This window comes from Oscillibacter sp. KLE 1745 (assembly GCF_000469445.2).
In the GTDB taxonomy this organism is placed as follows: Bacteria; Bacillota; Clostridia; order Oscillospirales; family Oscillospiraceae; genus Oscillibacter; species Oscillibacter welbionis.
The window spans coordinates 10,372-29,545 of record NZ_KI271768.1 but is presented as its reverse complement, the minus strand read 5'-3'; the positions used below and the strand labels follow the sequence as shown (position 1 = coordinate 29,545).

Annotated in this window: 20 protein-coding genes; 11 read left to right on the top strand and 9 right to left on the bottom strand. The window is 62.3% G+C overall.

Annotated features, from left to right (window positions below; all coding sequences use genetic code 11):
* The first annotated feature begins 173 nt into the window (after positions 1 to 173).
* The 6 genes from HMPREF1546_RS16145 (at position 174) to HMPREF1546_RS16120 (ending at position 5,418) form a co-directional block, all read left to right on the top strand.
* A complete protein-coding gene (locus HMPREF1546_RS16145) occupies positions 174 to 1,133 on the top strand; it encodes an SH3 domain-containing protein (RefSeq protein ID WP_021748595.1) in 960 nt (319 codons plus the stop codon).
* Positions 1,134 to 1,253: 120 nt separating this feature from the next.
* Positions 1,254 to 3,014: an ABC transporter ATP-binding protein gene (locus HMPREF1546_RS16140; RefSeq protein WP_036629895.1), complete on the top strand. Its 1,761-nt coding sequence runs from the start codon at positions 1,254 to 1,256 to the stop codon at positions 3,012 to 3,014.
* Positions 3,001 to 3,792 carry an RNA-binding protein gene (locus HMPREF1546_RS16135; RefSeq protein WP_021748593.1) on the top strand — a complete coding sequence of 264 codons (792 nt, stop codon included), beginning with the start codon at positions 3,001 to 3,003 and terminating at the stop codon, positions 3,790 to 3,792. The genes HMPREF1546_RS16140 and HMPREF1546_RS16135 overlap by 14 nt, the downstream gene beginning before the upstream one ends.
* Positions 3,793 to 3,808: 16 nt before the next feature.
* Entirely contained in the window at positions 3,809 to 4,015 is a 207-nt protein-coding gene (locus HMPREF1546_RS16130; protein ID WP_021748592.1) for a DUF4177 domain-containing protein, read from the top strand.
* Positions 4,016 to 4,030: 15 nt separating this feature from the next.
* The gene (locus HMPREF1546_RS16125; RefSeq protein WP_021748591.1) at positions 4,031 to 4,240 is read left to right on the top strand and encodes a DUF896 domain-containing protein; all 210 of its coding nucleotides are present in this window, start codon (positions 4,031 to 4,033) and stop codon (positions 4,238 to 4,240) included.
* Positions 4,241 to 4,245: 5 nt separating this feature from the next.
* Entirely contained in the window at positions 4,246 to 5,418 is a 1,173-nt protein-coding gene (locus tag HMPREF1546_RS16120; protein WP_021748590.1) for a 5-bromo-4-chloroindolyl phosphate hydrolysis family protein, read from the top strand.
* A gap of 49 nt (positions 5,419 to 5,467) precedes the next feature.
* Here the strand turns inward: HMPREF1546_RS16120 and HMPREF1546_RS16115 are convergent, their stop codons facing one another.
* The 6 genes from HMPREF1546_RS16115 to HMPREF1546_RS16085 all read right to left on the bottom strand — a co-directional run bounded on the left by HMPREF1546_RS16115 (position 5,468) and on the right by HMPREF1546_RS16085 (position 10,231).
* Positions 5,468 to 6,241 carry an HpcH/HpaI aldolase/citrate lyase family protein gene (locus tag HMPREF1546_RS16115; RefSeq protein ID WP_021748589.1) on the bottom strand — a complete coding sequence of 258 codons (774 nt, stop codon included), beginning with the start codon at positions 6,239 to 6,241 and terminating at the stop codon, positions 5,468 to 5,470.
* Between the two features lie 167 nt (positions 6,242 to 6,408).
* A complete protein-coding gene (locus HMPREF1546_RS16110) occupies positions 6,409 to 7,341 on the bottom strand; it encodes a thiamine pyrophosphate-dependent enzyme (RefSeq protein ID WP_021748588.1) in 933 nt (310 codons plus the stop codon).
* A gap of 15 nt (positions 7,342 to 7,356) precedes the next feature.
* On the bottom strand, positions 7,357 to 8,535 hold the full coding sequence (gene porA / locus HMPREF1546_RS16105; RefSeq protein WP_021748587.1) for a pyruvate flavodoxin/ferredoxin oxidoreductase thiamine diP-binding domain protein: 1,179 nt from the start codon (positions 8,533 to 8,535) through the stop codon (positions 7,357 to 7,359).
* 15 nt (positions 8,536 to 8,550) lie between these two features.
* Positions 8,551 to 8,859: a 4Fe-4S binding protein gene (locus tag HMPREF1546_RS16100; protein ID WP_021748586.1), complete on the bottom strand. Its 309-nt coding sequence runs from the start codon at positions 8,857 to 8,859 to the stop codon at positions 8,551 to 8,553.
* Complete coding sequence (locus tag HMPREF1546_RS16095) at positions 8,856 to 9,434, bottom strand: 2-oxoacid:acceptor oxidoreductase family protein (protein WP_021748585.1); 579 nt, start codon at positions 9,432 to 9,434, stop codon at positions 8,856 to 8,858. Before HMPREF1546_RS16095 ends, HMPREF1546_RS16100 begins: the two co-directional genes overlap by 4 nt.
* Before the next feature lie 368 nt (positions 9,435 to 9,802).
* Positions 9,803 to 10,231 carry a hypothetical protein gene (locus HMPREF1546_RS16085; protein WP_021748583.1) on the bottom strand — a complete coding sequence of 143 codons (429 nt, stop codon included), beginning with the start codon at positions 10,229 to 10,231 and terminating at the stop codon, positions 9,803 to 9,805.
* 170 nt (positions 10,232 to 10,401) lie between these two features.
* Between HMPREF1546_RS16085 and HMPREF1546_RS16080 the strand changes: the two genes are divergently transcribed.
* From HMPREF1546_RS16080 to HMPREF1546_RS16070, 3 genes are all read left to right on the top strand, one after another.
* Positions 10,402 to 11,367 carry a metal ABC transporter substrate-binding protein gene (locus HMPREF1546_RS16080; RefSeq protein ID WP_051320058.1) on the top strand — a complete coding sequence of 322 codons (966 nt, stop codon included), beginning with the start codon at positions 10,402 to 10,404 and terminating at the stop codon, positions 11,365 to 11,367.
* Positions 11,368 to 11,494: 127 nt separating this feature from the next.
* Positions 11,495 to 12,538 (top strand): Zn-dependent alcohol dehydrogenase, encoded by a 1,044-nt coding sequence (locus HMPREF1546_RS16075; protein WP_021748581.1) that lies wholly within the window; start codon positions 11,495 to 11,497, stop codon positions 12,536 to 12,538.
* Positions 12,539 to 12,584: 46 nt separating this feature from the next.
* On the top strand, positions 12,585 to 13,274 hold the full coding sequence (locus tag HMPREF1546_RS16070) for a hypothetical protein (protein ID WP_021748580.1): 690 nt from the start codon (positions 12,585 to 12,587) through the stop codon (positions 13,272 to 13,274).
* A 22-nt stretch (positions 13,275 to 13,296) separates the two neighbouring features.
* Here the strand turns inward: HMPREF1546_RS16070 and HMPREF1546_RS16065 are convergent, their stop codons facing one another.
* Positions 13,297 to 13,491 carry a hypothetical protein gene (locus HMPREF1546_RS16065; RefSeq protein ID WP_021748579.1) on the bottom strand — a complete coding sequence of 65 codons (195 nt, stop codon included), beginning with the start codon at positions 13,489 to 13,491 and terminating at the stop codon, positions 13,297 to 13,299.
* Positions 13,492 to 13,784: 293 nt separating this feature from the next.
* Here HMPREF1546_RS16065 and HMPREF1546_RS16060 point away from each other — a divergent pair, with 293 nt between their 5' ends.
* Entirely contained in the window at positions 13,785 to 15,140 is a 1,356-nt protein-coding gene (locus HMPREF1546_RS16060; protein WP_036629894.1) for an MATE family efflux transporter, read from the top strand.
* A 117-nt stretch (positions 15,141 to 15,257) separates the two neighbouring features.
* On the opposite strand, the gene HMPREF1546_RS16055 is transcribed toward HMPREF1546_RS16060, so the two are convergent.
* Together HMPREF1546_RS16055 and HMPREF1546_RS16050 are read right to left on the bottom strand one after the other, a co-directional pair.
* On the bottom strand, positions 15,258 to 16,175 hold the full coding sequence (locus HMPREF1546_RS16055; RefSeq protein ID WP_021748577.1) for a ketopantoate reductase family protein: 918 nt from the start codon (positions 16,173 to 16,175) through the stop codon (positions 15,258 to 15,260).
* A 58-nt stretch (positions 16,176 to 16,233) separates the two neighbouring features.
* Positions 16,234 to 17,121 carry a 4Fe-4S cluster-binding domain-containing protein gene (locus tag HMPREF1546_RS16050; RefSeq protein ID WP_025544173.1) on the bottom strand — a complete coding sequence of 296 codons (888 nt, stop codon included), beginning with the start codon at positions 17,119 to 17,121 and terminating at the stop codon, positions 16,234 to 16,236.
* Between the two features lie 302 nt (positions 17,122 to 17,423).
* Here HMPREF1546_RS16050 and HMPREF1546_RS16045 point away from each other — a divergent pair.
* A partial coding sequence (locus HMPREF1546_RS16045; protein ID WP_021752136.1) for an FtsW/RodA/SpoVE family cell cycle protein occupies positions 17,424 to 19,174 on the top strand: 1,751 nt, incomplete at its 3' end.

Genomic DNA, 19,174 nt, shown 5'->3' with positions numbered 1-19,174 from the left:
GAAACAAAACCGCGTTCTTTTGCGTCCATTATAGAAGAGGCGCTCCCCAAAAGCAAGCGGAACCGCAGAAAAAGCGTAAATTTCCCAGGGAATCGACGCTTCCGGTCTTGACGGCACTGGGAAAAGCCGATATTATGTAAATTATGAAAAGCTGTTACGCGGGAGGATGACCCATGGCCATGAAACGCTGCCCCATCTGCGGGGAAAAGTATTCCGATACATACAAGAGCTGCCCCTTCTGCGAGGAGGAAGAGGCGCTGCAGAGCGGTGCACAGATCCGCAGGACCGCCCCCGGACGGGGCGGCAAACGGACGGCCGCCCGCGGCCGCCAGCCCAATCTGCTGAGTCCCATTCTGATTGTGCTGATCGTCATTATGGCGGCGCTGCTGGTCTACCTGCTCTTCGGCGACCGGATCGCCCAGCGCCTCTCCGGCGGAGAGGAGACCCAGGACGCTTCCACAGAGGATGTGACGCCCCAGCCGCCGAACCCTGATACGGCGGACCCGGAGGAGGGAGACGGCGTGACCATGCCGGAGAGCGGCGGCACCGGCGAGATGGAAGACCCGAATGACGGCGGCACCACCACGCCCGCCCAGACGGATCCCTCCACCCTGCCGGAGACACTGACCATCGCCTACCTGGGTTCCCCCCGGACGGAGTTCACCATGTCCGTGGGAGATGAGCCCATTCCCCTGACTGTCTCCGGCGGCAGCGGCACTTATACCTGGAGCAGCAGCGATGACGGCATTGCCTCCGTGGATTCCACCGGCCGGGTGACGGCCATCTCCTCCGGACAGGCCACCCTGACGGTGACGGACGGCTCCGGCAAGGGCACCTGCCTGGTGCGGGTCCGGGGCGGCAGCACCGGCACATCTACGTCTGCCAGCGGCGGCAGCACCGCGTCCGGCAGCACGCTGACAGCGGGGACCGCGGTGGTGGTCAACGCCGGGAACGGCGTGCGGGTCCGCGCGCAGGCCAACACCAGCAGTGAGATTCTGGCGACCCTCTCCAACGGCGACTCCGTCCGGGTGGTGCAGAGCGCCGGGAACGGCTGGTATCAGATCAGCTTTGTGGCCTCCGGCGGCGTAACCACCACCGGCTATATGATGGGCGAGTATTTGTCCAATTCCTGAAAAAACGACATGGCGATATCCCCGGATGTTGGATGACATTCGGGGATATTTCATTGCGCGCGGGGGAAAAGTGTGCTATCATTTTTTAGATATGAATTGATAAAGAAAAAGGAGAGTACCATGACGACCCGACAGTTTCAGGAGAGCTCCGCCCTGCGGATCTTCCTGTCCTACTTCAAGCCCCACCGGAAGCTGTTTTTCCTGGATATGTGCTGCGCCCTGATGATCGCCGTGATCGATCTGGCGTTTCCCTACGTCTCCCGGTGGTGCATGTACCAGCTGCTGCCTGAGAGCGCCTACCGGACCTTCTTCGCCGTGATGGCGGTGGTGTTCTGCGCATACATCCTGCGGTCCGTGTTCACCTATATCATCTGCTATTACGGCCACACCTTCGGCATCCTGGTGGAGGCGGACATCCGCCGGGACCTGTTCCGCCACATGCAGGAGCTGAGCTTCGACTACTATGACCGCAACCGCACCGGCCAGCTGATGAGCCGCCTGACGGCGGACCTGTTCGACATCACGGAGCTGGCCCACCACGGACCGGAGGACATCTTCATCTCCGGCGTTACCATTGTGGGAGCACTGGCCATCATGTTCACCATCCAGTGGCAGCTGGCTCTGGTGATCGCCTGCATCATCCCGGTGTTCTTCCTGGTGGTGTGGAAGTGCCGCAAGTCCATGCAGGACGCCTCGATCAAGGTGAAGCAGCGGACGGCCACCATCAACGCCGACATCGAGTCGGGCCTCTCGGGCATCAAGACCGCCAAGGCCTTTGCCAATGAGGAGGCGGAGCTGGAGAAGTTCGACGTGTCCAACGACAGCTTCAAGACCTCCAAGCGGGCGTTCCACCGGGCCATGGGCCGGTTCAACGCGGTGATGGAGTTCTTCCTGTGCATCCTCTCCGTGGCAGTGATCTCCGTGGGCGGCTTCCTCATCATGCAGGGCCGGATGGACACGGTGGATCTCATCACCTTCAGCCTGTATATCACGACCTTCGTGAACCCGGTGCGCAAGCTCTCCACCTTTGCGGAGCTGTTTGCCAACGGCACCGCCGGCTTTGCCCGGTTTGTGGAGCTGATGCGGGAGGAGCCTGCCATGCAGGATGCCCCCGATGCCACCACTCTTTCCCGGGTGGAGGGGCGCATCGACGTGGACCATGTGTCCTTCGCCTATCAGGATGACATGGCGGTGCTCCACGACGTGGACCTCCACATTCGCCCCGGCGAGACCATCGCCGTGGTGGGGCCCTCCGGCGGTGGTAAATCTACTCTGTGCCAGCTGATCCCCCGGTTCTACGATGTGACGGACGGCGCGGTCCGCATCGACGGCCACGACGTCCGGCAGGTGACGCAGGAGTCCCTGCGGCAGAATGTGGGCGTGGTGCAGCAGGACGTATTCCTATTCGCCGCCAGCATTCTGGAGAACATCCGCTACGGCAAGCCCGGCGCCTCGGAGGAGGAGGTGGCCCGGGCGGCGAAGCTGGCGGAGATCTATGACGACATCGTGGCCCTGCCGGAGGGGTTCAACACCTATGTGGGGGAACGGGGCACCCTGCTCTCCGGCGGACAGAAGCAGCGCATCTCCATCGCCCGGATCTTCCTGAAGGACCCGCCGGTGCTGATTCTGGACGAGGCCACCTCCGCCCTGGACAGCGTGACGGAGGCCAAGCTCCAGGAGACCTTTGAGAAGCTGGCCCACGGCCGCACCACCATCATCATTGCCCACCGGCTTTCCACCGTCCGCAATGCGGACCGGATCGCCGTCATTGAGGACGGCCGCATCACGGAGCTGGGCAGCCACGACCAGCTGATGGCGAAAAATGGCGCTTATGCGGAGCTGGTGCGGACGCAGGAGCTGATCGGCCATGGAAAAGAGTAAGCTGCTGGACCGCTGCGGGGCCGAGGGGGAGGACCGGCTGCTGCTGGCCAAGGTCCTGGACCGGGCTGCCCAGGCGGAGGAGCGCAATATTCCCGCCTGTACGGACTTTCTCTCCCCACAGCAGCAGATGATGGCCGGGGACCTGCTGCGTCTTGCGGGCATCCCGGAGACTGCCTGGCTCCGTCAGGGAGGCTACCAGGGGGCGGAGCGGAACATCCTGCTCTTTCTGCCGGACTGGATGGAGCCGGAGACGGCGGAGCCTCCGCTCCGGTGTCTGCGGGCGGCCTTTCGGACGGAGGACCGGCTGAGCCACCGGGACATTCTGGGCAGCCTCATGGGAATGGGCATCGTTCGGGAGAAGGTGGGGGACATTCTGGTGTCTCCTGAGAGCGCGGACCTGATCGTGCTGGACACGGTGGCGGATTTCCTGCTCTCCAGCTGGAACAGCGCCGGCCGGGCGAGGCTGACGGTGACGGAGATCCCCGCCGCCCACCTCCACATCCCGGAGGTGCGGTGCGAGGAGGTGCGGGACACGGTCAGCTCCCTGCGGCTGGACGCGGTGTGTTCCACCGGTTTTCGGATGGCGAGAGGGAAGGCGGCAGATTTGATCTCCTCCGGCCATGTCCAGGTGAACTGGCGGCCCTGTACGAAGGCGGACAAGCTGCTTACAGAGGGGGACACGGTCTCCGCCCGGGGATTTGGAAAATTTCAGTTGGCGGCGGTGGGCGGCGTCACGAAAAAGGGCCGCACCGCCATTGTGGTGAAGCGATATATTTGAGAGAGGAGGGTGCAGCGTGCTGGAATACGAGTTTGAAGAGGTATCCTGCGGCGAGGTCTACGGGTTTTACTTGCGGGAGACCGCTGCTCATCGGGAGGTCATCGTCCGCCGGGCGGCGGATGGCTGGCGATATGTGGGATGCATCCCCAAAAGCCAGCGCCGGCCTTACGGCTTTATCGAGAGCATCGACCTGGTATTCGAGCGCCAGCGGCCTGAGACCTGACAGGAGGAGCGAAACATGGAGAAAAAGCAGATCGACCGCATCAACGAGCTGGCCCGGAAGGCCAAGACACCGGAGGGCCTGACGGAGTGGGAGCGGATGGAGCAGGCGGCATTGCGGCGGGAGTACATCGACTCCGTGCTGGGGAACCTGAAGAGCCAGCTGGACCACACCTATGTGGTGGATGACCAGGGCAACAAGCGGAAACTGAAGCAGAAGGAGGACTGAGTGCCGTGGCCGGAAAGAAACAGAAGCAGGAAGGCGTTGGCGCTTGGATAGCCATCGTAATCCTCTTCGCCGTCGGCCTGTGGCCCATCGCCCTGGTGATGCTGCTGGTCAAACTCTTCGGAAACGACGGGCAGAAGCGGAGGCAGGCCCCGCCCCCGCTGCAGACGGCGGCGCCGGAGCCGGCGGCCGCCGCATCCGCCGGGACTGCCGGCAGGACCAAAAAGGCCGTGCGCAGCGCCATGAAGTCCCCGGCGGTGAAGAAGTCTAACGCCAAGTGGCTGAAGATCATTGGCGCGGTGCTGGCGGTCTGCGGCCTGGCGGCCTGCTGGTCCACCATCGAGATGATGATTTGGCTGGGCGGCGTGGAGCCTTGGTATATCGAAGAGCTGCTGTGGGCCTTAGCCATTGCTGCTGCCGGTGGGGCTATGTTCTGCAGCGGGGTCTCCATCGGCCGCAGTCTGAAGCGGTACAACAAGTATCTGGCCGTGGTTGGGAATTACGAGGCTATGGCAGTGGAACAGCTGTGCCGCACCCTGGGCTATTCCAGGGACCGGGTGGAGAAGGACCTGCAGAAGATGATCGATAAAGGCTACTTCGGGGATGAGGCGTATCTGAACATGGAGCTGGGGTATCTCTTCCGCAGCGGCCAGGCGGACGCGGACCTGAAACAGAAGCGCCGGCAGGAGGAGGCGGCCGCGGCGCCGCCCCCCAAGGAGACGGAGGAGGGCTGCTCCGGAATCCTGCGGAGGATCCGCCGGGCCAACGACGCCATCGCGGACCCGGGACTCTCTGCCAAGATCGACCGGCTGGAGACCATCACCGCCAAGATCTTCCGGGCGGTGGAGGAGGACCCGAAGAAGCGAGACCGGATCGATACCTTCTTGAACTACTACCTGCCTACTACCCAGAAGCTGTTGGACTCCTACGCGGAGTTTGAGGCTGCCGGGGTGGAGGGGGAGAACCTCCGCCAGGCCAAAGCCCGGATCGAGTCCACCATGGACCTGATTATCAAGGGCTTTGAGCACCAGCTGGACGAGCTGTACAAGGCCGACGCCATGGATGTGGACAGCGACATCCGGGTAATGGAGACCATGCTGGAGCGGGATACTGCCAGTGTGGAAAAGGACTTTGGCCTGGGAGAGTTCGCAGCGGAACAGAAGCTGGAAGAGACGGAATAAAAAGGGACCCGGCGCGGAAATCCGCGCCGGGTTTCTTTGCGTCGGGGACTTACTTGCCCCAAACGTCCGCTACCAGATTTTTGTACATCTCTACATAGAACAGGGAGTCCATGCCCATGGTAACGCTGTCAAAGCCCTCGGCAAACCGCTGGCGGCTGGCTGCCGCACTGCCGGTAAAGATGATGGAGAGCTTGCCGCTGCGCTTGCAGGCCGCCTGGACCCGCAGGATGGCGTCATGGACCACCGGTGCGTTGAACTCGCCGGGGTGGCCCAGGGCAATGGACAGGTCAAAGGGCCCCACAAAGATGCCGTCTACACCGTCCATAGCGGTGATCTCCTCAATGTGCTCCAGGCAGCCCACAGTTTCGCACTGGGGCAGCAGCAGCGTCTCCCGGTTGCTGGTCTCCATATAGCCGGAAATGGAGACCGCATGGGCGGCGTGGCCCCAGCCGCCGTCCCGGGTGGGGCAGAAGCCCCGGTTCCCCAGAGGCGCGAACTTGGCATACCGGACCAGCTCCCGGACTTCCTCCACGGTCTCCACGCAGGGGACCACCACACCCTGGGCACCCACGTCCAGCAGCCGCAGCACTGCCGTGCGGGAGATCTCATTGGCCCGGGCCAGGGCCGTCAGGCCTGCGCCCTGGGCGGCGGCGATCTGGGCCGCAGCGGATTCGATCCCGGCGGGGGAGTGCTCCGTGTCCACGATCACATAGTCCAGTCCGGTATAACGCAGGCTCTCCACCGCCAGGGGGCTGCCGATGGCGGAGAAGGTTCCCAGGCTCTGGCGGCCCTGGTGAAATTTTTCTAAAACAGTATTTTCCATAGCATCCGATCCTCCTGAAAATCATTGATTCTATTATACCCCCCGGAGGATGCCTGTCAATTCCGGAGTAGCGGGCAAAACCCTCCAAAAATCATGCCAAAAACAGCAAAAGGGTTGGCCCAAAGGCCAACCCCTTCGTACTGATATGGAGAGTGCGGAAGGACTGCTTACAGCTCGCAGAGCTTGAGGAGCTCCTCCCAGTTTTTGTCCACTTCCTTCTGGACCTCTTCGATCATCCACTCGTTGCCGGGCTTGAACATGTGGGCAAAGCGGCCCTGCATCTTCAGGTACTCCTCCACCGGCAGCTTGTTCTTGGGCTTGTAGCTGAGGATGTATTTGCCCTCAACCACCTCGTACAGCGGCCACACGCAGGTCTCCACCGCCATCTTGGTGACCTCCATCAGCTTCTCGCTGGGATACCGCCAGCCGCGGGGGCAGGGCGCCATCACGTTCAGGAACGCCGCGCCGGGGGTGTAGATGGCCTTGTGGGCCTTCTCCGTGATGTCCTTGAAGTTTCCGATGAACGTGGTCTGGGCCACATAGGGGATGCCGTGGGCCACCATGATCTTCGTCAGGTTCTTCTTCTGCTGCATCTTGCCGGGGATCACCGTGCCCTGAGGCGTGGTGGTGGTGTCGGCAAAGTGGGGGGTGGAGGAGGAACGCTGGATGCCGGTGTTCATGTACGCCTCGTTGTCGTAGCAGACATACACCATGTCGTGGCCGCGCTCCATGGCGCCGGACAGGCTCTGGAAGCCGATGTCGTAGGTGCCGCCGTCGCCACCGAAGGCGATGAACTTGTACGTATCATCCAGCTTGCCCCGCTTCTTCATCGCCCGGTATGCCGTCTCCACGCCGGAGATCGTGGCCGCCGCATTTTCAAAGGCGTTGTGGATGAAGCTGTCCTTCCACGCCGTGTAGGGGTACATGAAGGTGGAGACCTCCAGGCAGCTGGTGGCGGAGCACACCACCGCCTTGTCCTCCGGGTTCAGGGCACGCAGCACCGTCCGCACCGCGATGGGAGAGCCGCAGCCCGCGCACATTCTGTGGCCGCCGGACAGGCGGTCCTCTTTCATCAGGTTTTCTTTCAGACTATATGCCATGACTGTTTTCCCTCCTTATTCCCGGACGTCCAGGTAGCGATAGGTCTCGCCCACCTCGCCGGTGGCCGCGATCTTCTCCAGCTCCGCGAACACGTGCTGGATGCTCTCCACCCGCACGTCGCGGCCGCCCAGGCCGTAGATGTAGTTGATGCCCTTGGGGCCGCTGATGCCCGCCGCGTACAGGCTGGCCGTGACCTCCGCGAACATGGGGCCGCAGTGGGCGTTGAAGCTGTCATCCTTGTCCATCACGGCGAAGGCCTTCACGTTCTTCAGGGCTTCGCAGATGTCCTCACTGGGGAAGGGACGGAAGGAGCGGACCTTGATCTGGCCCACCTTCTTGCCCTGGGCCCGCAGCTCGTTGATGGCCTCCTTGGCGGTGCCGGCGGAGGAGCCGATGATGACGATGGCCTCCTCAGCGTCGTCCATCATATAGGTCTCGATCAGGCCGTAGGTCCGGCCGGTCATCTCGCCGAATTCCTTGCCCACCTTGCGGATCACGTCCTTGGCGTCCATCATGGCCTGGGCCTGCTGCCGCTTGGCCTCCATGTAGTACACGGGCGTGGCGTAGGCGCCCACGGCCATGGGCTCGCCGGGCTTCAGCAGCGCGTGGGCGGGCTTGTACTCACCCACGAACTCCTTGACCTTCTCTGTCTCCACCAGCTCGATGTTCTCGATGGCGTGGGAGGTGATGAAGCCGTCCTGGCACACCATGATGGGCAGGCTCACCGCCTCCGCGATCCGCATGGCCTGCAGGTAGTTGTCGTAGGCCTCCTGGTTCGTCTCCGCAAACAGCATCAGCCAGCCGGCATCCCGCACGCCCATGGCGTCGGAGTGGTCGTTGTTGATGTTGATGGGGCCGGACAGGGCGCGGCAGGAGACGGCCAGCGTGATGGGCAGCCGGTCGGAGGCCGCCACGTACAGCATCTCCGTCATGTAGCACAGGCCGCAGGAGGAGGTGGCGGAAATGGCACGGCAGCCGGCAGCCTCCGCGCCGATGCAGGTAGACATGGCGCTGTGCTCGCTCTCCACCGCGATGAACAGCGTGTCCACTTCCCCGTTGTCCACGTATGTAGAGAAGTACTGGGGGATCTCCGTGGACGGCGTGATGGGATACGCGCCCATCACATCCGGGTTGATCTGCTTCATGGCATAGGCCACTGCCTCATTGCCGGAAAGTCTTTCTCTGATTCCCATTGTTCCTTCCCCTCCTTATTTCTCGTCCTTGACCATGGTGATGGCCCCGAAGGGGCAGGTGTTGGCGCAGATGCCGCAGCCCTTGCAGAAGAAGTAGTCGAAGTCCTCCCGCTTGCCCTCGCCGTTCACCGGGATGGACATATCCGGGCACACCGGTGCGCACAGCAGGCACTGCCGGCACTTGTCCCAGTCGATCACGGGCTTCATGGTCCGCCAGTCGCCGGTCTCCACCACGCTGGACGTGCCGCCCTCATAAATGTTGCAGCCCGGGGTGATGTCCTTCCAGGTCACGTCCGGGGTCATATCCTTCGCCAGATGGCTCATCCTACCTGCACCTCCTCCAGAGATCTCTTCAGCGCCCGCATATTGCCCTCGATGACCTGGGGCTTGCTGGCGAACTTGTGCTTGAAGGAGCCCTCCATATCCTTGATGAACTCCTCCTCCCCGATGACGCCGGACACCCTCACGATGGCGGCCAGCATGGGGGTGTTGGGGAAGTTCTTGCCCAGCTCCTCCTCGCTGATCTTACCGGCGTCGATGGTGCAGACCCGGCCCTCGTAGCCCTTCAGCAGGGGCCGCAGCTCCGCGGGGGACTTGCTGGAGTTGATGACGATGGCGCCTTCCTTCTTCAATCCGGCGGTCACGTCCACGGCGGACAGCAGGGTCTCATCCACGACCACCACATAGTCCGGGAAGTAGATGTTGGAATGGACGGTGCTCCGCTCGGAGCTGATCCGGTTGTAGGCGGTGATGGGCGCGCCCATGCGCTCGGGACCGTACTCCGGGAAGCCCTGGACATACTTGCCCGTGTTGAACGCCGCGTCCGCCAGCAGCAGCGACGCCGTTTTGGCGCCCTGGCCGCCCCGGCCGTGCCATCGGATCTCTACAATGTCTTTCATGCTTGATCCTCCTCGTTCGGTTTGGCCCCCAAGCGGGGGCCGTCTCGAAATTTGCCGTTTTGAGTGCTTGTCAGCATGTATAGTATAGTCCCTTTCTGCGAGGAATGTCAATTCTATAACAAATTAGACAGTATAGAAATCTGTGAATGCCAGCGGCTTCTTTTTGTTATAAGTGCGCAAATAGCTGGGGACTCTGTTCTGTATTCCTGCCTTTTTGCATAAAAAAGAGTCCTTTTTTTCGGCGCTTTGCTCGCTGGAAGTAGCATACTCCAGTATGGCTGACAGGCTGGGCAGCCGCAGCACAGGTGAAAAGCGGCTCCCGGCACCGTCGTGGGCGCCGGGAGCCGCGGGATGTATTTGAAAGCCGCTTACCGGGCCGCCTGGAGCAGCTTCTCTGCAATGACCTCCACATCTTCACCGGAGGCCACAAAGTCCATGACATTGGGCAGGGAGAGGGAGCGGCGCAGCAGCGCCGTGTAGTAGCGCATCGCCCATTCCCGGCCGGTGACAGAGCAGTGCTGGATGATTTCCACAAGCTCTACCAGTTCCTCCCGGGACAGGTCGGGGACACAGGGCGGTTCCGGCGCCAGTGTGAGCCGTGCCAATGTGTCCAGGTCCGTCCAGCTCCAGTATTCCGCAAATTCCACATCAGTGTGGACTTTGCCCGTGAGAGCGGCCAGGTCCTCCAGCTCCGCGCCGGCGGTACCGGGTTCTTTGTCTGCAATGGCTGCAATCAGGGCCTCCACCGCGTCCAGCTTGCCTTCGTCGATTCGGGGAAACTCCAGTGCCTTTCTCATGGTGCGCCTCCTCTGAAATCTTAGCGTTTTCTTAACTTTACCAGAGTTTTGCAAGTTTGCCAAGACTAATCCGCTGCATGGGACTCGCAAACCGGACCTTGCATTTGAGGACGAGGTGTGCTATACTGCATAATCTGAAAACAATTCTCATTTTCAAAGGAGATCAGACTGTGGAAAAACGTATTCGGTTGTGTGCCGCGCTGGCGATGGTGCTTCTGTTGACCGCCTGCGGACAGGCTCCGGCGGAGCATGAGAGGGAAGAGCGGCTGACAGTGGTGGCTACGGTATTCCCCGCCTATGATTTCGCCCGGGCCGCCGGGGGAGAGCTGGCAGAGGTGCGGCTTCTGCTGCCGCCGGGAGCAGAGAGCCATTCCTACGAGCCCACCCCGGCGGACATTCTGGCAGTGCAGGAGTGCGATCTGTTCCTCTATCTGGGCGGCGAATCCGACGCCTGGGTGGAGACGATTCTGGAGTCCGTGGACATGCAGGGCGAGGCCCTGCGGATGGTGGACTGTGTGGACCTGCTGGAGGAGGAGACAGTGGAGGGCATGGAAGACCACGAGGGCCATGACCACGACCATGCGGAGGGGCCCGGCCTGGGAGAAGTGGTGGGCTACGATGAGCACGTGTGGACATCCCCGAAAAATGCCGCCGCCATCACCCGGGCGGTGGGGGACAGGCTGGCGGAGCTGGACCCGGCCAATGCCGGGACTTACGCCGCCAACACGGAGGGCTACGCCGCCAGGATCGAGGCCCTGGACCGGGAATTCGCGGACTTCTTCGCCGGAGTGGAGGACCGGACCATGGTGTTCGGGGACCGATTTCCCCTGCGGTACTTCGCGGAGGAATTCGACATCGACTACTACGCTGCCTTCCCCGGGTGCAGCACCCAGACAGAGCCCTCGGCAGCCACCATCGCCTTCCTGACGGACAAGGTGCGGGAAGAGGGGATCCCCACGGTCTGGTACATTGAGTTCTCCAATCATCTGGTGGCGGACAGCATTGCGGAGGCCGCGGGCGTCAAGACGGCCCTGTTCCACACCTGCCACAATGTATCCACGAACGAACTGGAGGCGGGGGCCACTTACGTGTCCCTGATGGAGCAGAATCTGGAGACGCTGCGGGAGAATCTGTGATCTGAAAAGAAGAGCGCCGGGGCTGCAGCGGATGTCGCAGCCCCGGCTTTTTTATGGGAAACGGCGGAGAAGCCTTTGACAGGGGCGTGCTTCCGCCGTATCATAGGAGTCAGAGAGGAGAGATGGTATGCTGGCTTATACCTATTTGGAAAAAGGAACCTTCCGGCTGACGGACAAGCCGAAGCCTGTGCTGCGGGAACCTGGAGACGCGCTGGTCCGGGTGACGCTGTCCAGCATCTGCACCAGCGACCTGCACATCAAGCACGGCTCCGTGCCCCGGGCGGTGCCCGGTATCACCGTGGGCCATGAGATGGTAGGTGTGGTGGAATCGGTGGGTCCCGGCGTCCGGACGGTCCGCCCCGGCGACCGGGTGAGCGTGAATGTGGAGACGTTCTGCGGCGAGTGCTTCTTCTGCCGCCACGGGTATGTCAACAACTGTACGGATCCCAGCGGCGGCTGGGCCCTGGGCTGCCGGATCGACGGGGGACAGGCGGAATACGTCCGGGTGCCCTACGCGGACCAGGGTCTGACGAAAATCCCGGAGAGCGTTACGGACCGGCAGGCACTGTTTGCTGGCGACATCCTGGCCACCGGCTTCTGGGCGGCCCGCATCACGGAGATCGGGCCGGAGGACACGGTGCTGATCCTAGGAGCGGGCCCCACAGGCATCTGCACTCTGTTGTGCGTGCTGCTGAAAGCGCCTAAGCAGGTCATCGTCTGCGAAAAGGACCCGGCGCGTCTCCGGTTTGTCCGGGAGCACTATCCCCAGGTGCTGACGGTGGGGCCGGAGGAGGTGCTGGCCTTCACACAGGCCCACAGCGACCACGGCGGCGCGGACCGGGTGCTGGAGGTAGCCGGGGCGGAGGAGACCTTCCGCCTGGCCTGGCAGTGCGCCCGCCCCAATGCGGTGGTGACGGTGGTGGCGCTTTACGATAGGCCCCAGCTCCTGCCCCTGCCGGAGATGTACGGGAAGAATCTCACCTTCAAAACCGGCGGCGTGGACGGCTGTGACAGCCAGGAGATTCTGGACCTGATCGCGGCGGGAAAGCTGGACACCACGCCCCTCATCACCCACACTGTCCCTCTGCGGGATATCGCGGCGGCCTATGACCTGTTCGAGCACCGGCGGGACGGTGTCATCAAGGTGGCGGTGGACTGCAGCATGGCGTGAGGACAGCAGGACAACAGCTCCGAAGAGACAGAGAGGAGAGAGGCAGATGGATGATGGGATGCAGTGGCTGGCGGGAACGATCCTGTCGGCGGTGATCTCCAGCGTGATCACCGTGGGCTTCCTGTCCGCGCTTGTGACACGGCTGCAGATCCGGATCGACCACCGGAATAACGGGATCAAGCGGGTCTATGCCCCGGGAGAGCACAGCCGAGCACTGAAAAAGCAGCTGGCAGAGGCACGGGCGATCCAGCTTCTGGCATTGTCCGGCTATGGGTTCACCCATGCATACAGACGCATCCTGACCGACTGCGTGGCCAGGGGCGGGACAGTGGAATACCTGCTGGCGCAGCCCGGAACCGCCTATATGAAAGATGCGGCTGAGATCGAGGGCAGAGGGGCGGACTCCATCTCCGAGGAGGTCGGGGAGACCCTGAAGCTGCTGGAGGCCATCCGGCGGGACGCCGCGGAAAAGGCAGGGAAGCAGAAAGCGGAGCCGGGCAGAGTTCTTGTCAGGTATTTTCACACGGAGATGCGCGAACAGCTGATTCTCTGTACGGATCAGAGCGGGCGGCGTACGGCCTGGCTGTCGCTGCTGATCCCGCCGCTTCCGGCGCTGGAGTGCAACATGATCGAGTACAGGGACGCGGAGGACTGTGTGGATTATTATGAGGCCGTGAAGAGGCGCAGTGAGCCTTGCCCAGTCGCCGTCCCCGGCAGGATGCACGGAAAGGACTGAGACACCGGGCGCAGGCCGGTCCTCACCAGGCTATGCGGCGGTACTCGATGGCCCTGCACTGGCGGACCACTTGGGCACAGAGAGCGTTGTAAAATTGGAGATACTGTTTCTTGGCCTGGCGCTGGGCGCGCTGCTTCTCCTGAAACAGCCGCCACTGAGGGCAGGTCTTGTGGCAGCCCTCCCGGTAGGACGGACAGCCGGTTTGGCAGGGCAGCATGGGACACTCCTCCGATCTCGGATATTCTCCGCCCGGACACGGCCGGGGCAGGACTCTGCTGTCAGTGTAGTCTTTTTCCCAACGGCCTGCCACCTTGAAATGGTAAAGCGGGGGTAAAACCTCTGCGCAGGCGGAAAAACGGGGCTTGACAACCCCTGCGGTGGCATGGTAAAGTATTGGCTGTTCATCGGAGGGCTTGTGGCCGCAGTCACAAAGCCGGATAAGATGCTGGGGGGCGCCCGGTTTCTTGTCCGGCTTTTTTTCGCGCCTTTCCGGAGTTGAGGAGGGACATCATGGAAACAGAACAGACCTTTACACGGGGGCCGATCCTGTCGACCCTGCTGAAATTTGCCCTGCCGGTGCTGCTGGCTCTGCTGCTGCAGGCCATGTACGGCGCAGTGGACCTGCAGGTGGTGGGCAAATTCGGCACTGCGGCGGACATCTCGGCCGTCTCCACCGGCAGCCAGATCATGCAGACCGTGACCATCGTCATCACAGGTCTGGCTATGGGCATCACGGTCCTGCTGGGACAGAAGATCGGTGAGGACAGGCCGGAGGAGGCGGGGGCGGCTGTGGGCAGCGGCATCTGCCTGTTTCTGGTGGTGGCAGTGGCTGCCACAGTGGCGCTGGAGCTGGCGGCACCTCAGCTGGCAATGCTCATGCACGCCCCGGCGGATGCCTTTGACGGCACGGTGGAATATGTGCGGATCTGCTCCGGCGGCGCGGTGTTCATTGTGGCCTACAACCTTTTGGGCAGTATCTTCCGGGGGATCGGAGACTCCCGGGTACCGCTGATCACTGTGCTGATTGCCTGTATTCTGAATATCGGCGGCGACCTGCTGTTGGTGGGGGGCTTCGGCCTGAATGTGGCTGGCGCAGCCATCGCCACAGTCTTTGCCCAGGCAATGAGCGTGGCGCTGTCCCTGCTGCTGATCCGTGGAAAGCACTTGGCCTTCATACTCCGGCGGCAGGACATCCGGTTCGACGGTGCCATCATTGGACGGATTCTGAAATTGGGCAGCCCGGTGGCGCTTCAGGACCTGCTGGTGAATATCACCTTCCTGGTGATCATCGCCATCGCCAATTCTATGGGCACCATTCCCTCCGCCGGGGTGGGCGTGGCGGAGAAGCTGTGCGCCTTCGTCATGCTGGTGCCCTCTGCCTATATGCAGTCCATGTCCGCCTTCGTGGCGCAGAACATCGGCGCCGGGCTGGAGACCAGGGCCCGGCGGGCGCTGCTGTACGGCGTGCTGTCCTCCCTGATGGCGGGCCTCCTCATGGGCTGGGCGGCATTCTTTCACGGAGATGTGCTGGCGGGTATTTTCGCGGACGACCCGGCGGTGATCGCCGCCGCCTGGGAGTATCTCAAGGCCTACGCCATTGACTGCCTGCTTACCAGCTTCCTGTTCTGCTTTGTGGGCTTTTTCAACGGTTGCGGGAAGACGCTGTTCGTCATGGCGCAAGGAATGGTCGGGGCCCTGGGGGTCCGGCTGCCGGTGGCGCTGCTGGTGAGCCGGGCGGCGGACAGCTCTCTGTTCCATCTGGGGCTGGCCACCCCTGCCTCCACGGTGGTGCAGATTTTCCTGTGTGGAATCTGGTACCTGCGGCGCTCCCACCGGCTGAACCGGCTGGGGCTGATACGGAAATAAAAAGATGCCCCGGCACCTTCGTGCCGGGGCTTTCCAGCGTGCCTGTCCGCAGGCAGCGGGACGGAATCATTGGAGTGCAGGACAGAAGACCTGCACTTGTCCCTTTGCTGGACAGGCTCAGTAGTTCCGCTCCATCTCCTGGATCTGCTGGTACAGCCAGTCGTTGACAGGGACGGAAATGCCGTGTTTGGCGGCCAGCCGGCGAATGGTGCCTGCAAACAGCTCCACTTCGCTCTTCCGGTGGTTTTTGCCGTCCTGCCGCATAGAGGTCTCACCGTTGGAGGGCAGGTGGTCAATGATGTCCACCCATGCGGCCACGTCCTTCTCAGAGAGCGGGACACCCTCTGCATTGGCCACGGCGGCCACCTCCCGCATGGCGCCGATCATGGTGTCCCGGGGCTTTCCGGGCACCTGCAGCGGGCCGTAATCGCACTGGAACACCAGGGCGGCCTGGTTGCAGCCGGTGTTGCACAGCAGCTTGCTCCACATGTGGGTGCGGATGTCCGCCGGTACGACATAGGGGAAGCCGATGCTGTCAAAAAACGCGGTGAGCCGCTGGAGGCGGCTGGTGTCCTCCCCGGCGGGGACGCCCACTGCCAGTTCCCCAATGGGGTCGCAGACGACGCGGTTGCCCTCCTTCTTGGCGGCCATCCGCTCCGCCACGCACCAGACCACATGCTCTGGACCAAAGGCATCTCCCAGGATCTCCTCGCTGGAGATGCCATTGAGGACCGAGATCACGAGCGTGTCCGGTCCCACCAGGTGGCGGCAGGTCTCGATGGCGTTCTGCAGACCGCCGAACTTGACGGCGAACAGCAGTAGGTCCACCGGCTCTGTGCGAGCGGCGGCATCGGTGTAATTGAAGTCGCAGGGTGCGTCGTTGTACCAAAAGCCCTGCTTCCGGTAGCGGGCGATCCATGCGCCGTCTGCCAGAACGGGGACCTGCTCCTTGCCGAGCGCCCGTGTGAAGAGCGTGGCGTACAGGACGCCAAGGGAACCCAGGCCGATGACGCCGGCTGTTTGAATGGGTTTCATCAATCATTCCTCCTGTTCATCAAAACAGGGCGGCGGAATGCTCCGCCGCCCCTGTTGCTTACGCGATCCGAGCCAGCCACCGCAGATCGTAGGGCTCAAACACGACCTTTTCATAGGCGTCCACATCCAGGGGCGTGCCGTCCCAGTCGGAGTGGATGTCGCCGTTCTGCTTGATGAGGATGTCGTAGAGGATGTCGTAGGTGACGCCGCTCACCGGGTCCGTCTCCACGATGGTGGAGTAAGGCAGCGTCTTGTGGTATGTCAGCTCCATTCCCTTGTAGTCGAAATGGAAGCCGCAGCGCATCCGGCAGCCGTCCAGTCCCGTGTACCGGGCCACCTTCTTCAGATCCTGGAGGATTTTGTCCCCCTCCTCCTCATAGAGGTTCTCCGGTGTGGTGGCGGTGTAGTCGAACCGGAACTGAATGGAGGCGCCCGGGAGCTTGCGGAACCGCTCCATATAGGGCACCAGCTGCTCGGCGGGATAGTTCTTGTACAGCACGCAGTTCACCCGGAAGGGCACCGGCAGCTTGGAAAGCAGGCCGTCGTTGGATTCCACCACATAGTGCTGCATGTGGCGGGAGACGTTGATGCAGGTGATCTTGTGTCTGTTCCGCTCCGCAAATGCCAGAATGTCCGCCTCGGACTGGTGCTCGGAGACGGGAAGGGTGGTGTTGATATATACCTTGTGGGTAGTGGGGATTTTGTCCAGCATCACCTGGAGGGACTCCAGGTTGGCGAAGGGCTCACCCCCGGTGAAGACGAAGTCGCAGTCGGGCGTGATGGCGTCCATCCGCTCGATGCTCCGGCAGATCTTCTCCAGGGAAAACCCTGTCATATCCGCATACTCGCCTTTATTGATGCAGAAGGGGCAGTGGTTCTTGCAGTCGTAAGGGACAAAGATCGTCACCGTGGCGCCGCCCTCCCGCGTCTTATAGGGATGTTTCATATCGATCGGCCTTTCAGAGTAAAATGGAAAATCCGTGAAAAAATGGTCTCCAAAAACCGCGTTGAAGGTCTTGCAGACAATGTTATATTCTAAAGGATTTTTCAACAGAGGTCAAGAGTAAAAGGGAAATTCCCCGTGAGAAACTCCGAAAAAACGCTGACACTTCTGGAAAACCTGCACAAATCCCGCCTGCAGCGCCGCCCCGGTGGAAAGATGCCGGTGAAGGCAGGGCTGTACATTTCCCGGAGAAAATGCTATAATAACAAACTATGCAATTGTGTTTCAAGAGAGGAGGCGGACCCATGGAGATTCTGCAGGGGCTGCTGGACAACCTGACGGCCCTGCTGGCGGCACATCCGCTGGCGGGGGAGTGGTATATGGCCTTTGTGCGCTTTCTGTTTCCGGCTCTGGCCGTGCTGATCCTGTACCGGGCGGTCCGCTCTCTGCTGCGGATTCCCCACACGCCGGAGAACTGGGGCCAGCTGAGCCTGCCAAACGGCACGTCCCTGCCCCTGACCCACTGGGAGAACATCCTGGGCCGGAGCAAGACGGCGGACATCTATCTGAACTATCCCAGCATCTCCCGGCAGCATGCCGCCCTCTGCCGGGGCGAAGATGAGAACTGGACGCTGTACGACCTGGGGTCCAAGGGCGGCACGGCGGTGAATGGGGAGAAGGTGGCGTCCTCCGTTCCCGTGAAGCTGGGGGATACCATCACTTTAGGGGGCGTGCCGTTGATCTTCCTGCCTCAGACCGTGGCGGAGCGGGAGGAGCAGGAGGCGAAGCGCCGGGCGGAGCGCCCCGCCGCCATCTGGCCGTCTTTCCTGTGGCTGACGGTGTTTCAGGTGCTGGCCTGTCTGCAGCTGCTCGTGGCCGCCGGGACTGAGGCCACCATCGCCATCCCCCTGGCCTTCCTGGGGCTGACGGTGCTGATGTGGCTCTATTACGCGGCCCTGCGGGCCACTCGCTGCGTGGGCTTTGAGATGGAGACCATCGCCTTCTTCCTCTCCACGCTGTCACTGTCCATCACTGCCTCCAGTGCCCAGAGCAGTCTGTTCAAGCAGTTCCTGGCTATTTTGCTGGGGCTGGCGCTGTTTTTGGTGCTGGGACTGTTCCTGCGGGACCTCAGCCGGGTGCAGAAGAACCGCTGGCTCATGGCGGCCGCCGCCATGGGCCTGCTGGGCATCACCCTGGTGATCGGCAACTCCAAATACGGCGCCGTCAACTGGATCTCCATCGGCGGCATGTCCTTCCAGCCGTCGGAGATCGCCAAGATCTGCTATATCTTCGCCGGCGCCGCCACACTGGAGCGGCTGTTCCACAAGCGGAACCTGACCCTCTTCATCGTGTTGACAGGCGTGTGTATCGGCCTGCTGGGCCTGATGAGCGACTTCGGCACCGCGGCCATTTTCTTCGTCACCTTCCTGGTGATCGCCTATATGCGGTCCGGGGATTTCGCCACACTGTCTTTGATCTGCGGCGGCGCTGTGTTTGGAGCGGGCATCATTTTGAAGTTCAAGCCCTATATCCTCAGCCGCTTCGCCTCCTGGGGCCACGCTTGGGAGGCCGCCTCCACCACCGGCTACCAGCAGACCCGCACCATGTCCGCCGCCGCCTCCGGGGGCCTTTTGGGTATGGGGGCCGGCAACGGCTGGCTCCATAACGTGGCGGCGGCGGACACAGACCTGGTGTTCGGTATGCTGTGCGAGGAGTGGGGGCTGCTGATCGCCGTGCTGGCAGTGGGCGCCATCATCACGTTGGCGTTTTTCGCCGCACGGGCCTGCCGGGTGGGGAGGTCCAGCTTTTACACCATCGCAGCCTGCGCGGCATCGTCCCTGCTGGTGTTTCAGACCTGCCTGAACGTGTTCGGTTCCGTGGACCTGCTGCCCCTCACCGGCGTCACGTTCCCCTTTGTCTCCAACGGCGGCTCCGCTATGATGTCCGCGTGGGGGCTCCTAGCCTATCTGAAGGCCACAGATACCCGGGAGAACGCCAGCTTTGCCATCGCCCGCAAGCACCAGCGGCGCCTGACCCAGGCGGCCCGCCGGCGGGG